At 48.6% G+C, this 16,207-nt stretch carries 7 protein-coding genes; all 7 read right to left on the bottom strand.

The genetic code is table 11. The features are described 5' to 3' along the window. Positions 1-9: 9 nt before the first annotated feature. Complete coding sequence (locus tag BMZ56_RS08300) at positions 10-2,397, bottom strand: ABC transporter permease (protein WP_090626268.1); 2,388 nt, start codon at positions 2,395-2,397, stop codon at positions 10-12. Between the two features lie 40 nt (positions 2,398-2,437). Then, positions 2,438-4,825 (bottom strand): ABC transporter permease, encoded by a 2,388-nt coding sequence (locus tag BMZ56_RS08295; protein ID WP_090626096.1) that lies wholly within the window; start codon positions 4,823-4,825, stop codon positions 2,438-2,440. Between the two features lie 154 nt (positions 4,826-4,979). After that, positions 4,980-7,421 (bottom strand): FtsX-like permease family protein, encoded by a 2,442-nt coding sequence (locus BMZ56_RS08290; protein WP_090626095.1) that lies wholly within the window; start codon positions 7,419-7,421, stop codon positions 4,980-4,982. A gap of 221 nt (positions 7,422-7,642) precedes the next feature. Continuing rightward, complete coding sequence (locus tag BMZ56_RS08285) at positions 7,643-8,770, bottom strand: AAA family ATPase (RefSeq protein ID WP_177195085.1); 1,128 nt, start codon at positions 8,768-8,770, stop codon at positions 7,643-7,645. 104 nt (positions 8,771-8,874) lie between these two features. Further along, positions 8,875-11,268, bottom strand: a complete 2,394-nt coding sequence (locus BMZ56_RS08280; protein WP_090626093.1) for an ABC transporter permease — start codon at positions 11,266-11,268, stop codon at positions 8,875-8,877. Then, a complete protein-coding gene (locus BMZ56_RS08275; protein ID WP_090626092.1) occupies positions 11,268-13,664 on the bottom strand; it encodes an ABC transporter permease in 2,397 nt (798 codons plus the stop codon). Before BMZ56_RS08275 ends, BMZ56_RS08280 begins: the two co-directional genes overlap by 1 nt. A gap of 41 nt (positions 13,665-13,705) precedes the next feature. Further along, positions 13,706-16,117 (bottom strand): ABC transporter permease, encoded by a 2,412-nt coding sequence (locus tag BMZ56_RS08270; protein ID WP_090626091.1) that lies wholly within the window; start codon positions 16,115-16,117, stop codon positions 13,706-13,708. Positions 16,118-16,207: the final 90 nt, after the last annotated feature.

The raw sequence follows: 16,207 nt of genomic DNA, 5'->3' as shown, positions 1-16,207 counted from the left end.
GTTTTCAGTTCATTCATCTCGTAAACTATCCACCGGATTCAATCGGGCGGCTTTGAACGTTTGAAAGCTGACAACCAACAGGGTCAGTACCAGCGCCCCTGCGATTGCGAAGCCAAAAATCCACCAAGGGATACTTGTCCGGTAAGCGTATTGTTGTAACCAGTTGTCAAGCGCATAATATGCAACCGGACTGGCTACAAAGCAGGCAATCAACACCAGTATCAGAAAATCAGTAGACAATAGTCTCCACAACTGGAAGACGGATGCGCCAACTACTTTCCGAATGCCAATCTCCTTAGTTCGCTGTTCAGCCACGAAAGACGCCAAGCCAAATACACCGAGGCAACTTATTACAATAGCAAAAATGGCAAATAGCGTTGCTGCCTTGCCAATACGTTCCTCAATAGCAAACTTAGATGCATATTCTGCGTCAGCGAACTGATAGGCAAATGGTGCGTTGGGAATAATTTTCCGAAATACTTCCTCCATGCCAGCCAACGTAGTTGTGGTGGCTAATCCGGGGTTCAGTTGGAAGATCATCCAGTTGACATTTTCATAATCCAACAAGTAAACCGTGGGTTTAACAGGTTGGAAGGGTGAACTCATGACTACATCCTGGACGGTGCCGATGATGCGGTAATCCCGATTGCCCCATCGTACCGTTTTTCCGACAGGCTCATCGATCCCCATAAACTGAACAGCCGCCTGATTGAGAATAAACCCGGCAGAATCGGTTGAATGGTCCCGGGAAAAGTCCCGCCCGCTTTCCAATTGCCACGAGATGGTTTTGCCGTAGTCATGTGTTACCTTGACAACACCAAAGTCGGTCGTCAGGTTAGGGTCCTTACCTTGCCACTCGAAACCACTGCTATTGGACCACACTGCGGTGAGCGGACTGGACGATTCGGCCATTTCAACGATCAGGTTCTTCTCCTTGAGCGCATGCTGCAATACATCGAACTTACCGTAGAAATCGGGAGTGGCCATTTCTACCATTACCAATCGCTCTCGGTTATATCCTGCAGGCCGGTTTTTGGTATGCTGGATTTGCCGGAAAACGATCAGGGTACCGATAATCAGCGCCAATGATATCGTAAACTGGACCACGACCAGCATTTTCCGTGGCAAGCTGGCCAATCGCCCGGCTTTGAAGGTACCTTTCAATACGCGAAGTGGGTTAAACGAAGAGAGGTAAAATGCCGGATAGCTGCCTGCAATCAGTCCGGTCAGTACTGTGAATACCAGCCCGGCACCCCAAAATATGCCATTTGTCCAGGGAATAGCCAATTGCGTATCGGTCACCTCGTTGAACCAGGGCAACGCAATGAAGACCAACAGCAGAGAAAAGGCAAAAGAGACGATGGCAATAAGCGTTGACTCGCTCAGGAATTGGGCAACCAACAGTCTTTTCGGCGATCCAACGGTTTTGCGGATGCCCACTTCCTTGGCCCGACGCTCCGACCGTGCCGTGCTGAGATTCATGAAGTTGATACAGGCCAGTGCCAGCACAAATAGCCCGATGATGGCAAACAGGTTGACGTATTCGATGACGCCCCCCACGGCTTTTCCATTTTTCCAGGTACTGTAAAGGTACCAGTCGTTCATGGGATGGATGATCAGCTTGGCTTGAAACCGTGTCTGTTCTTCCGGCGACACCTTCTTTAACTTGGCGTCCTTTACGGCAGCGTTGGCCCGCTCAAATGAGACATCATCGGATAGCTCGACAAAGCATTGGAAAGAGTTATCGGCCCAATCGGTGGCAGCCCGCTTAAACCAGGATTCTGAGGATAGGTACAAGGACCAGGGAGCGATGAATTTCAGATCCCTGAATGTGGTATTATAGGGTAAATCTTTATAGACTGCCGTAACCTGTACATCCAGTGCTTGGTCTATTTTCATTACCTGACCGATGGGATCATCATCGCCGAAAAATGCTTTAGCGGTGGATTCAGCGAGCATGATGCTGTTTGGGGCGTCAAGGCCATCGATGCTTCCCGATTGGATGTCCAGCGTGAGCATTCGCGGTCCATCGGTATCCATATAAATGCCGCTATGTGAAAGGTGTTTGTCTTGATGCGACAATACGTGGCTACCTACCCAGGATGCCATAACGACGTGCTCAAGGTGGTTGCCGTAATTGGTTTTTAACTCGTTTTCCAACGGCAGTGGCACGGCAGGACCCGTTATCGCCTCACCGTTGAAAACCTGTGTCTGCCAGATCTGCCCAATGCGGTCGTGGTTCCGGTGGTAACGGTCATAGGTTTGGACATTCCATATCCATAAGGCAATCAAGATGAAGACAGCCATTCCCATCGCCAATCCGAGGATGTTAATGAACGACGATTTCCGGTTTTTGACGAGATTACGCCATGCGATGTTGAAATAGTTCCTGATCATTTCGTTAGACATTTAGCTCTCTTTACCCTTAAACTAACCATCACTCATCCCGTAAACTATTCACCGGGTTGGCCGTTGCCGCCCGGATGGTATGAAACAACACCGTTGCCATTGTCATCACCAATACGGCAATGGCCGATAACAGGAATGGCATGACGGATAGTCCTGTATTGTACGTAAATAACTGTAACCACTTATCCATAAAATACCACGCAACAGGGAATGCAATCAAGCATGCAAGACCAACCAATACCACAAAATTTCCGGTAATTAATGGAATGATCCGACCCACACTTGCGCCCAGTACCTTACGGATACTGATTTCTTTTTGTCGTTGTTCCGTGATAAACGCGATGAGCCCCAATAACCCGAGACAGGTAACAAGTACGGTTAGCACAGAAAATGTTGTAAACAGTTTGCCCCGCTTCTGATCAGCCGCATATTGCGAGTCGAAATCCTGGTCGAGGAACGTGTACTGGAAAGGTAACTCGGGAAAAAGCGCCTTCCACGATTGTTCCACACGAGCAACTGTAGCCGGAATGTTGCGCGGATCCAGTTTTAATTGGATATTGTTGCTATTGGGCCGATAAAAGAGAATCAATGATGCAATCGGATTATACAGCGACTGTTGATTGAAGTCTTTAACCACACCCACTACTTCCAAAGAGTTACCCGAGGTGTCGCCCGGAAACTTTACTGTTTTCCCAATGGCGTTTTCACCCCATTCAAATTCCTTTACCATACGCTCGTTAACGATGATGCTACGCAGCGTATCCGATAATCCCGAAAAGTTCCTGCCCTGCACGATTTCCATACCCAGGGTATTGAAGTAGTCTTCATCGATACCATAGGTAAAGACTCCCTTATCGACAAACCCGCTTTTGGATTCGACGGTGAACAGATTAAAGTTGATGTTCGCCCCAGGCACTGCTTGCGATGTGCTGACGGCCAGCACCTGGGGGTTTTGGCGCATTTCATTTTTGAATGAAAGAATCTTGCTGCGTACATCACGCTGCGAATTGGCAGTTACCGTCAATACCTGATCCTTATTAAACCCCAGGTCTTTCGAGCGGAGGTACGCCAATTGGTTATATACCACCCACGTGCAGATGAGCATGATGATCGAAATGGAAAACTGAACGACAACCAGTGCACGGCGGAGGGTGACGTTGCTGGAACTTTTGGAAAGACTCCCTTTCAATACACTCACCGGATTGAATTTTGAAAGGTAAAGTGCGGGATAACTTCCTCCCATCAATCCGACGAATACAACGACAGCCAATATCGTCAGCAGCGTGCGGGCCTGTAATAGCGTATCAAATGAAATGGACTTGCCAGACAATGAATTGAATACAGGCAAAAGCAATGCAATAAGTCCGAGGCTCAACAGTAACGCAAACAACGCGGTCAATATAGATTCAACGAGGAACTGCGAAATCAACTGCCACCGGGAAGAACCGGTAACCTTCCGTATACCGATTTCTTTTGAACGCCTGGCCGAACGGGCTGTCGTGAGATTCATGTAATTAATACAGGCGATCAATAACATGAAAAAGGCAGCCGCAGAAAAGATATAGATGTACGAGATGTTCCCCAGTTCTTCTGGTTCTCCCTCCATGTCTGAGTGAAGGTGGATGGCTGTGATCGGCCGGATCCCAAACCGAATCTTGATTTGGAACTGTGCAAAAATGGAAGCCAGGTATTTATCATACATCGGCAACAATTTCTGTTCAAAGGATGCGGCGTTGGTCTGGGGTTTGAGCAACACATAAGTGTTGAAACCGAAGCCGCCCCAATTATTCGCAAAATCCGCAGGCAGCGAACTTCTTGAAATTAAGACATTGAAGATAATATGTGAATTTTTGGGAACGTCTTCTACTACACCGGTTATTTTATATACATCTCCGTTGGTGTTCTCCAGTGATTTGCCGACGTAGCCCCCGGCCTTACCGAAATACTTTTCAGCAACCGACTGTGTCAGCACCATGGAATTGGGCGCTACCAATGCTGTCTTTGGATCTCCTTCAAGGAAGGGGTGTGTAAAAACGCGGAACACATTGCTATCCGCGAAAAAAACCTTATCTTGATAGAGGCTTAACTCACCTTTTTTGTATAATATATTTCCATTACCCACCAATCGGACAGCCTCTTCTACTTCAGGATAGTCTTTGCTCAATGCAGGAGCCATGGGGAAAGGCGTAGATACCCACTTCAACGTGTCTTTTTCCGGCTCTTTGATGTAGGATTCTACGCGGAATATACGGTCCGCTTTTTCATGATAGCGGTCGTAACTGAGTTCGTCCTGAATGTAAAAAATCAGGAACAGGCTGAATGTGATGCCGATCGTTAGCCCGAGAATGTTCAGCAGGCTGTACCACTTGTCGCGTTTGAAGTTGCGCAATGCAACCAGTAAGAGGTTTTTTATCATGATTATGACTTTTAACGATCAGCAACCTTTTCTTCCCACATTCTTTTCCTCTTCCATTCTTTTCTTCTCATTTGTTTTTAGCCCGTTGCGGCCCCGGCCTAGGAGATGGTAGCGCAGCACCCCAGATCCAGTCGGGAAGCAATAGGCTCAAACATCACTCATCTCGCAGACTATCCACCGGATTAGCCATCGCCGCCCGTATCGCCTGCCAACTTACAGTAAGCAGGGCAATGGCCACGGCTGCCACACCCGCCAATGCAAACATCCACCACTGGATGTTGATACGGTATACAAAATCTTCCAACCACTTATTCATCAGCCACCAGGCAATGGGCGAAGCAACGACGACAGCAATCAATATTAATTTTAAGAAATCCCTCGATAGCAACCCTACAATGCCAGACACAGTGGCTCCGAGGACTTTGCGTATTCCAATTTCTTTTGTCCGTTGGAAAGCGGTGAGTGTCGCCAATCCGAACAGGCCGAGGCAACTGATGAAGATGGTAATGCCGGTAGCAGCCCGTATCAATTTTTGGGTATTGCGATCACTTTCATAGTATTCTTCAATGAATTTGTCGTAAAAGCGATATTCAAAAGGAACACCCGGGTAAACTTTTTTCCATTCATTTTCGATGATTTGAATCGCCGCTTGCCACTGTGCCGGATCCCTGGGCAATTTGATCGTAAACGTATGTAATCTGTCTTTAGCTGATGCAATGGCGGTTGGTGGGATTTCCGATCGTAGTCCCATCGGATGGAAATCGGCCACTACACCTACGATGGGGTAGGATTGTCCATTGTATGGGGTTACGAGCACCTCGCCGATGGCTTCGCTGGGCGAAGAAAATCCATATATTTCTAGCGCTTTTTCGTTGATGATCAATTCGTTGATGGTGTCTGAAGGACGTATGTTGCGTCCTGCTAGAAGTTTCAACCCATAAACACGTAAGTAAGCCGTATCTGCCATCTTCATATGCAGGGCTTTTTGGATTTCCACCGTGTCCCGGAAATAGCTATGTACATTACTCATCATCCGGTTGTCCATGGGACGGTCACCTAGGGCTACACCTGTAAATCCGGGCAGCCGTTTAAGTTCATTGGCCAGTACAAATTCCTTGTCTTTATTCTCAGGTCGGTTGTATGTTTTGTACGGTACATCAACCGTGACAACCGCTTCTTTGTTGAACCCGAGGTCTTTATTCAGCGTATACTGGAGCTGCTGTCCCATAATGACGGCCGAAATGATGAAGACCTGGGCGACCAAAAACTGAAAGACAATCAATCCTTTGCGAAGCGACAATCGGCCACGACCCGCAGTTTCCGCTGTCTGGCCCTTCAATACATTAACCGTACTGACCTTGGTCAGTAAGAAAGCAGGGTACAAGCCGGATAGCAGCGAAATAACCGCAATCAATGCCAGTACGAATAGCAGCATACCGCGATAGTTCACATAATCGAACATACCTTCGGGTAGGAATACGGAAAACACCTTGCTGGCCACGAACGTAAGCAGAAAAGAAAGCGCGAGGGCAAAGAGTGTCACGGCAAAAGTTTCACCAATGAAATGCCTGATGAGGCTGCCGGCCGTGCTGCCGAGTGTCTTTCGGATACCGATTTCCCGCGAACGCTGGGGTAGAAGCGCGGTGCTGAGGTTGACGTAATTGATGCAGGCCAATATCAATAAAAAGGTGCCCACTGCGATCAGTCCGTAGAGAACGTTTTTATTCACGGTGCGTGTCTGCGCCCCATAGTTCGTGGCGAAATGCCTTTCTAGTAAGGGAAGTAGCCCATACCAGCGCTCAAAGTTATATTGGGCAAATTGCTCCGCATTGAATTTCCGGCAAAATACATTCACTTGGTCTACGATGTGTTGGGGGTCGGTATTTGGCTGGGCTTTTACAAACACCAAATCATTGGAACTCATGCCTCCCCAAGAGCCTTCGTTCAGGTCGGCTTCGGATATTCGCATAAATTCGGTATTGTCCCGATTGAAACTGTTCGTGTAATCAAGTGCTGCCACCACTCCCGAAACCTGCTTATGCAACGTATCGTCGTAAATAAGCGTTTTTCCCAGCATTTGGTCCGGAGTAAGATCCGGGAAATATTCCCGCGCTTTCTTTTCGGTAAGTACCACCCGATCGGGTGCATCCAGTGCAGTCTTCTTATCGCCAGCCAGCCATTGATAGTCGATTAAATCAAAATAGCTCGGTAGGGTGGTTACTTGCCCAATCTCCCGGTCAAAGCGGACAGATGTCTGCTTGCCGTTTTCCGGCATAGATACCGAATTGTAATACCTGTAAAACATGGGCACCACCAATTCGGCGCCTGAAACGTCATTGAGCAATACGTTCGTTACCGGCTTCTCGACGCCCGCAAACCCATCTTCCCTACCGTTTTTGTCTTTACTTTTACTTACTAACTGGTAAATCCGGTCGGCATCTGGTAAGCGTTGGTCAAAACTGTATTCGTATTCCACCATCCGGTAGATTATCCAGCAGGCGCTGATACCGATCGCGAGACCCAGTACGTTCAGCCCCGTGAAAAGACGATTGCGCCATAGGTGGCGGAACGTGGTCTTTAGGTAATTGGTGTTCATTATCTTTTTCGTTACCTATTTCGAATTTAAAAAGGTGCGGTCACGCACGTATTATCGGTTGACACATACACCCCGTAAGCAATAATACAGTTATTGCGCCAAACTGATAAATAGCTAGTAATGAGGTTATTGTTTCGGTGTTTTCGCATTAAAGTGTTCGATATCGAACACCCAATGTTCAATAGCGTACGCTTTCTGACGAGTACTAGTGTCTGGACGAGTTATCTCTGGACAAATCGTTGGAACCACAGTTCGTACATGGGGTCGAGAAAATAGGATTGATTATTTCTGACCTCGATGAGTTCTTTGTTGAGGAGCGCTTTTTTAGCTTTAGCGACTGTTGCCGACGAACCTAATCGGTAGTTATCGATGACCACTTTGCTGCTTAACCCCGAGGAAACGCCGTCTGCCAACGCTTTGAGGTAGGCTAATTGACTGCCCGAAAGACTTTCTGTATCCCGCATGTATAAGATGGAATTTTGTTCCAGCAGATTTTCCAATGCTTCGTCGACAATAAGTTGTGTGACGATTTTTTCAGTGCTGATCCAGACCATATGCGACAGCTGCTGCACGTAGTAGGAATGGTCTTGTACCAAAGCTGCGATATAGTCAGCCAATGTATCGTTTATACGCTTGCCAGTTGAGTCAAATGCGCTTACAATGAAAGAAACCCATTCCGCCCGACCGATTTTGTTCAGGTACATAACGTCTCCGAATTTGTAAAATGGCATGGATTGCCGCTCGAATAACGACATCATCATATGCTGCTGGCTGCCGTACAGACAGTAACATACTCGTTGGTGATGCTGCCATTCGCTCCGTAGACGCTTCTGGAAAAGTAATGGATTCCTGAAATTGGTCAGGTTTTGAAACTCGTCGATGCAGACTACCAACTGTATACCTTTATTTTGGGCTATGCGTTCCGGTAGATTCAAGACTTCTTGGTAGTTCCTTTCTAGTTCTTGCCAATCAAAACCGATTTCGAAATCGTGTATGGGATCAGGACCAAGGCTGATTTTAGGGGTCAATTGTTTGAAGAATTCTTTACTAGCGGCTACCCATTCTTCAAATTTACTACTAGTGGCTTTAATAGTCGCCGTTGCCAATACTTTGTAAAATTCTGCTTCATCCTGTAGGCCTAATAGATCCAATTGCACAATCCGCAGTTTCTTTGTGCTTACTTCTTGGATAACACGTTTGACCAACGATGATTTGCCCCATCGCCTAGGGGAGATCAATAGGGTGTTGACGCCGTGCTGAAAATTATTTTTCAGTCGTTTTATTTCCTTCTTGCGGTTGGTAAATCCCTCCGTACTAACACTTCTTCCAAATAGAAATGGCGATTTCATTGAGCAAATATACAAGTTATTGTTTGCAAACCTCTTTTTTGTAACCATTTGGTTAGTAGCCGATCAGTTACTAACCAAATGGTTACACGCTGCACGTCCTTAAACTACTCATCCCGTAACGACTCGACCGGATTCGCTACCGCCGCCCGTATCGCCTGCCAACTTACAGTAAGCAGGGCAATGGCCAACGCCGCAAAACCCGTCAGCACAAATAGCCACCATTCTACCTCAATGCGGTAATCGAAGTCTTCCAACCAGTTGTGCATCGCCCACCACGCGATGGGTGAGGCAATGACAATGGCCAAACACACTAATTTGATAAAGTCTTTTGAAAGCAACGTTACAATGCCCGCTATGGAAGCGCCGAGTACCTTGCGGATACCGATTTCCTTGGTTTTCTGCTGAGCGGTGAATGCGGCAAGGCCGAATAAACCCAAACAAGCGATTAAAATGGCAATCGCAGCGAATAAGGCGGTCAATGTCGCGATGCGCTGCTCTTCCGCGAATTTTCGTCCATAGGCCTCATCCACAAAGGTGTACTCAAACGGATAATAAGGATTGAATTTATGGAAGGCAGCCTCCGCGATGGCGAGATTTTCGGCCGTGGCCCGGTCGGGGTTCAACCGGATGTGCATATAACTGAAATAGCCCGCTGGCCCGTAAACGATAAGCGGCTCGATGGCATCGTAAGGCGATTGATTGATAAAATCTTTTACCACGCCAACGACGTGCCAACGCTCTTCGTATGCCTTACCTGCATTCCGGACAAGTTCCGCACCAAGTGGATCCTTCAACCCCATGCGTTTCACTGCCGTTTCATTGAGCAATACGGCATTGGAGTCGGTCGGGAACTGATAGACGTCGATATCACGTCCGGTAACCAATGCTACTTGCATGGTCTTCACGAAATCGGCATCGCTGCTCAGCCCCTCAAAAACCAGGTCATGATCTTCTGGTTTGCTGTTGGGCCAGCTAAAATTCCAGCTGTTGGTGGTGTGCCTCGTTATCGGTCCAATCGTTTTGGTGATGGCGGTTGCCGCCCCCTTATCAAGCAGCTCCTGTTTGATGAGGGCGTAATTTTTGCCTGCTTCACCATTTAATGCGGCATAGACCAAGTTGTTCTTATCGTACCCGTTATCGCGGTTTTGAACGTATTCGATTTGCCTAACGATTATCAGCGTACAGCTAATCAGCGTCACTGAGAAGGTAAACTGTAGTACCACCAATACCTTCCGAGGGGTAAACGTACCCCGGAGCAGTCCCAACCTGCCTTTGAGGGTCTTTACCGGCTGGAAGCTGGATAAGAATAAGGCCGGATAGATACCTGCAACAATTCCCGTGAATAAAAGAAACAAGGCGAAACACAACCAAAAAACGGGGTGAATCGCCGAAAGTGATAATTCTCTGCTGATGAGCTCACTGAAAAACGGTAGGACCGGTATGAGTAGGGTCACTGCCAGCAAGCCGGCAATTACTGAAAGGAAAATCGATTCCGTTAGAAACTGGACTACCAAGGAATTTCTCCTGGCGCCGACCACCTTTCTTACGCCAACCTCTTTAGCCCGCTTTTCACTGCGGGCAGTGCTAAGGTTTGTAAAATTGATGCAGGCCAACAGGAGGATAAACACACCGATCACGATGAATAGCCTGACCGTATTCAACCGGCCGGCCACCATTTGTCCGTTTTCGGATTTATTGTAAAGGTGCCATTTGGCAGCAGGATGCAGGAAGATGTGCGCCGTATTGGTCGGGTCGGTATCGTGTGCAGCCACGAACGTCCGGATTTTTTCGTTGAATGTTTGGAGCTCCACGCCGGGTCGCAGCAATACGTAGGCTTGGTGGTTATAGCCTGTCCAAGATCCATAAGATACGGTACGGATTGTTTTCTCAGCGAATAACCAAGGACAGAAATACTCGACATCGCTAAATCTTGAATTCGCTGGAATATCCTCGATGACCGCGCTCACCACGAGCGTAGCGACCGTATCTAAAGCAATGGATTGCCCAATCACACTTGTCTTGCCGAAAAGCCGCTTTGCGAGCGATTCGGTTAGCACCACGCTGTTGGGCCCGTTCAGTGGCGTGGTTGGGTTTCCGGCAATGAAGTTGAAGTCAAACAAACTGAAGAAGGATGAATCCGGTGCAATGCCACGGGGTGTGAACTTATTGTCCCCCACACGGAAAACATATCGGTTACCCATATTGGCAATCCGTACTACTGCCTCCACTTCGGGGTACTCCGCAGCCAGTGTCGGACCGAGTATGGCGGGCGTTTGGCCCCATGCATGCTTTCCGCCTTGGAACTCATCCGAAGTGAATACTTCGTAAAGCCTGTCGGTTTTGCTGTAAAACCGGTCGTATGTCAGCTCGCTTTGTATCCACAAGGCGATGGCGGTCGCCGCCATCAAGCCGATGGTCAATCCAATGATGTTAATGATCGAGAATCCTTTATCGCGTTTTAAATTACGCCAAGCGATTTTGAAATTGTTTTGTAACATTACTCATCCCTAAGATTATCCGCAATATTTGCCCGCGCAGCTTTCAACGTATGGATACCCACGGTTAATGCCGCTACCGCCAGCACAGCACAAGCCGCCGATGCAAACAACCATCCGTTTAGGGTCATCCGATAGGCAAAGCCCTGCAACCATTCGTGTGCTGCCCACCAACCGATCGGGATCGCAATCACCACGGCAGCCGCAATAAGCCGTATAAAATCCTTGCCCAGCGACATACCCAAGTCGGCAACACCGGCTCCCAACACCTTGCGGATACTGATTTCCTTGGTACGCCGCCCGACCAAAAAGGCGGTCAGTGCAAACAAGCCTATGATGGCGATGGTGATTGCCGTAAACCCGAAAAACGTCACAATGCGCTGCAACCGCCGATGCGAAGCAAACAATTGCTGGAAATTTTCGTCCAAAAAGGAAAGCCGGATGCCAAATCCCGGTTCTACCGTTTTCCAGCGTTCTTCAATCGCTGCAACGGGCTGTCTGACATCATCGCTGGCCAATTTGACCAATAATGCGCCCCCTGACTGGAAAACACACGCCTCATTGCCGATGGTGAACACGGCCGGCTGGATCTGTTGCTCCAATCCAAGTACGTTGAAGTCTTTCACCACGCCAACCACTTCCATCGGAATGCTGTCGCAATTGGCATAGGTGATAAACGCCCCGCCCGCATTTTGGAGCCCCATTTTCTTTGCCGCAGTCTCGTTGACGATGGCCGATCGGGTATGCTGGTCGGTATGGCTGTCATTGAAAAGCCGTCCATCGATCAATTGGATGCCCAATGTTTCAAAATAGTCTTTGCTCACCTTGACAGAGCCTATCCGATAATTCTTGTCCTGATACTTAAACGTCATTGTGGATGTGTCAGAAAACACATCTCCCGGTACTTTCGTGGTCTTGGACACGTACTGCACCCCAGGGATTTCCAGCAACCTGTTCCTGACGGCATCGAAATTCTTTTCCCTTGTATCCATCATGAACGGCCGAATCTGCACGACCTGTTCACCGGAAAACCCTTTGTCAAACCGTTGCATATAATTCAACTGGCTGTTGACAACGACCACACCCATGATAAAAAATGAAGCCACCACGAATTGTACGACGATCAGCCCGTTGCGGAGCGTCACGCCCCGTTTGCCCGTGGAATAATCCCCTTTCAGCACTTTTGCCGTATTGTACCGGGAGAGGAATACCGCTGGGTACAACCCTGACAACGCAATAACCAACAGCAGGCAGAGGGCTACCTGGGTGACCAGGCGCCAAAAAATGCCTGTGCCGAAAATGCTTAGGGTTACCTGAAACTCCCGGTTGAAATACGGCAGGGCAACATTCAGCAATAAAATGGAGACTGCTAACGCAATGACGCACTGGAAGGCGATTTCACCCATAAACTGCCAGAACAACCGGGCCCGGCTGGAACCCAGTACTTTCTTCACGCCTACTTCTTTCGCCCGGCGGAGGGAGGAAGCGATGGAAAGGTTACTGAAATTGATGGCCCCGGCAAATAACAGCAGCGTGGCCAGCACCAGCAAAACAGACACCGTGGCCATGTTGCTGCTTCGGTGCTTCGGGAAGTTGTGAATATCGTGTACGGCATCCACAAACAGGCCTTCCTGGCTACCGGATTCACGGAATTCGGCATAGGAACGTCCTTTGTCTTTCCGGAGCCTGTCTTCATAGTAAATCCGATCGATTGCGGATTCCAAAACATTGCCGCTGATGTGATCTTTCGTTTTAGCGTACGTATGGTATGACCAATTTCCCCAATGATAGTTGTTCTTTTCATTAGGCGAACGATGCACGACCTCGATGTCCAGATGTGTCGGTCCCTCGGGGCGTTCCATCACGGCGGTCACTTCACACTCGTACGCGTTATAGACCTTGACCATCTTGCCGATCGGGTTTTCGGAACCGAAGAGTTTGGTGGCCATCCCCTCACTGATAACCATGGCGTTGGGCTTGTTCAGCGGATTTAACGCATCACCCGCCACGATCCTGTACGGGAAGACCTTGAAAAACAAAGAATCGGCAGAAATTATCCCGGTCTGCGTAACGGTTTTTTCGGCGAAGGATAAGGGGATCTCAGCCCGTGCGCCGAGCGAAATACTGGTGGCGGCTTCGACCTGTGAGGCATTGTCCCTGAGTAGCGCCGCCAATGGGGCTTGTGTCGCATTGAAGATGTCCTCCTCCCCACGAAGCGACACCTTGTACACCTTTCCCAGTTCCGGATTCCAGCGGTCATAGCTTAGTTCGTGGTTGAGGTAAAGCAGGATAACCAAGAAACTGGTCAGGCCAATTGACAACCCTAAAACGTTGATGGAAGTGTACGTTTTGTTCTTCCAAAGATTGCGCCATGCGGTTTTGAGGTAATTCTTAATCATTTTTCCGTTATCTATATTCTTTTATCCTTGTTCATCACCAATCACTCATCCCGCAAACTATCTACCGGATTCGCTCGGTTTGCCTGTACGCATAATCCGATGATTAATCCGTAAGCCAGAACAAAGACCAGCAGGCACACCAAAAGGTATTCACCCACACCTTGACCAATCCGGTACGAATAACCCTCCAGCCACTTGTTGGCCACCCAATAGGTAAGAGGCCAGGCTATCAGATTGGCGATAATGATCAAGCGGGTATAGTCCTTTACAATGAGCAGCGTAAGGTGTCTGAGCTCTGCACCCAACACCTTTCTTACCGCGATTTCCTTGGTACGTTTCGCCAAGGTAAAGCTCACAATGCCAAATATACCCAATGCGATGATTAAAAAATTTAATGTGGTAGCCACATCCGCCGCCCGCTTCAGTTGCAGTTCCGATTGGTATAAGGCCGCAAATTGATCATCCATAAACGTAAATTCAAACGGGGCATCGGGCAGTAGCTTTTGCCACTCCTGCTTGACCAGCTTGATGGATTCAGCCACGTTTGATCCCCTTAGCTTGAGCGAAAGAAACCGATAGGAAAGGAAGTCCTGTACGTGAAAAAAAGCAACCGGCTTGATCTGCTCCTGTAAGCTGGAGTAATGATAATCCTTCACGACACCCGCAATCGTAACGTCGGTGCCCCCAGCAATCTGCCGGAGTTTTTTATGGATTGCGGTTTCCGGTGTTAGCCCCAACGCGGCCACCGCCGATTCATTCAGCACCACTTGGTTGGGGATGTAACCGCCGCTCTGTGCAAAGCAGGTGCCAGCCAATAAGGTCATGCCATAGGTGCGGGCATAGTCCTGATCTACCCCGATCGAATAGATCATCGCTTCGGACCCATCTCCGGAAGCTTGTTGCATGCCAAACGCGTTCGGTGGTTGGCCATCAGGCACTTCAAAAGAGAGGGAAGCACTTTCTACAGCTGCCAGCTCCGTAAGCGCCTGTTTCACACCCATCATTTGTTTGACACCGGCAGCATCCCATTGTTTCGGAAAGGCGGTGATCACCATCACCTGATCCTTGCGGTAACCGATGTCTTTCGAGAAAATGTAGTTGACCTGACGCGATACGATCAATGTGCCGATAGATAGGGCAATACCCAGCGTAAACTGGACGGTCAGCATCGTCTTACGGAGCGTAAAGTTGCCGACAGCAGTATCCAACCTGCCCTTTACGGCTTTGGTCACGGGCGATGAACTCAGCCTGAATGCCGGGTAGATGCCAGCCAAGAGTCCGGTGACGAGTACCAGCAATGCCATTCCTGCATAAACCGTCCATCCGAAATGCAATACCGAATCCAATTGGGTGTTCAAGATGGTATTGAAGACAGGTCGCAGTAGCTGGTATAGGGGGAAAGAAAGCAACGCAGCCAGTGCGGTAAGGAATAGGGCCTCGCCGAGAAACTGGATGATTAATTGTTGCTTGGCACCGCCGAACACTTTGCGCAAGCCGATCTCCTTCAGCCGTTGGGAGGAAGTGACAACGCTGATGTTTACGAAATTGATGATTGCCATCAAGAGGATAAACAGCGCCGATAGCGAGAGGATGGCGACCATGCGCCTGGCTGCCCCACCGTTGTCATTGAGGTAGTAATCCTTTACGGAAGCTAGCTCGATCGTCAGGTTTTGCTGGATGTTTTCCGGTGTATATTTAGCAAGTACTTGTTGGCAGGGTATCGTCAGGTCGGCGGGCGTGACACCCGGCTGGAGCTGGATCATTCCAATCTCAAAGGGATTATTCCAGCCTGCTGCCGGGTCTTCGAAGCCGAAATACAGGTTTCCCTCCGTCGGTACGAATACCGAATAGTTATCGCCACCGACGAGGTTGGTCACCGAATTATAGGGGATGTCGGCAATGACCGCCGATACCTGGTAAACCTGCTTATCGCCCTGTACGGTACTGTGTACGCTGATGGTCTCATCGACTGCGTTTTTTTTGCCGAACAGTTTCAGGGCCATGCTTTCAGTAATGACGGCAGAGTGGTTGTTGGGAAAAGGTTGATCGGCATTGCCGAAACTGACCGGAAAGCCATACATCCGTATAAAGGAAGTGTCACCGATGGCAACATCTTCCACAAAATGTTTGTCACCGGCTGATACCACGTTCGTTACCGGATTGTACCGGTAGTAGTCGGCTACTAACGAGGGGTATTCTTCACGCAGTGTTTTGGCAAGTGGTCCCAGTGTCGTGATATCCAGTCCGAACCCCTCGCTTTTCCACCGGCTTTTTATGATATATTGGTCATCGATGTTCCGCAGCGAGTGATTGATGCGGTATTGACCGAGCACATATATCCCTACCACTAAGGTAAACGTGATGCCGATGGTGAGACATAATACATGAAGAAACGAAAGCAGCCTGTGTCTCAGCAGATACCGCCACCCTGTTTTGAAATAATTTTTCAACATAATGATCTGTATTTAACTAACTGCTGCATCCAAGGCGCTACATTTTTTGAACCATAATCATCACTCATCCCACATTTCTCTCCCTACTCC

This window comes from Parapedobacter indicus (genome assembly GCF_900113765.1).
Classification (GTDB): Bacteria; Bacteroidota; Bacteroidia; order Sphingobacteriales; family Sphingobacteriaceae; genus Parapedobacter; species Parapedobacter indicus.
This window is presented reverse-complemented; position numbering and strand designations above follow the sequence as displayed.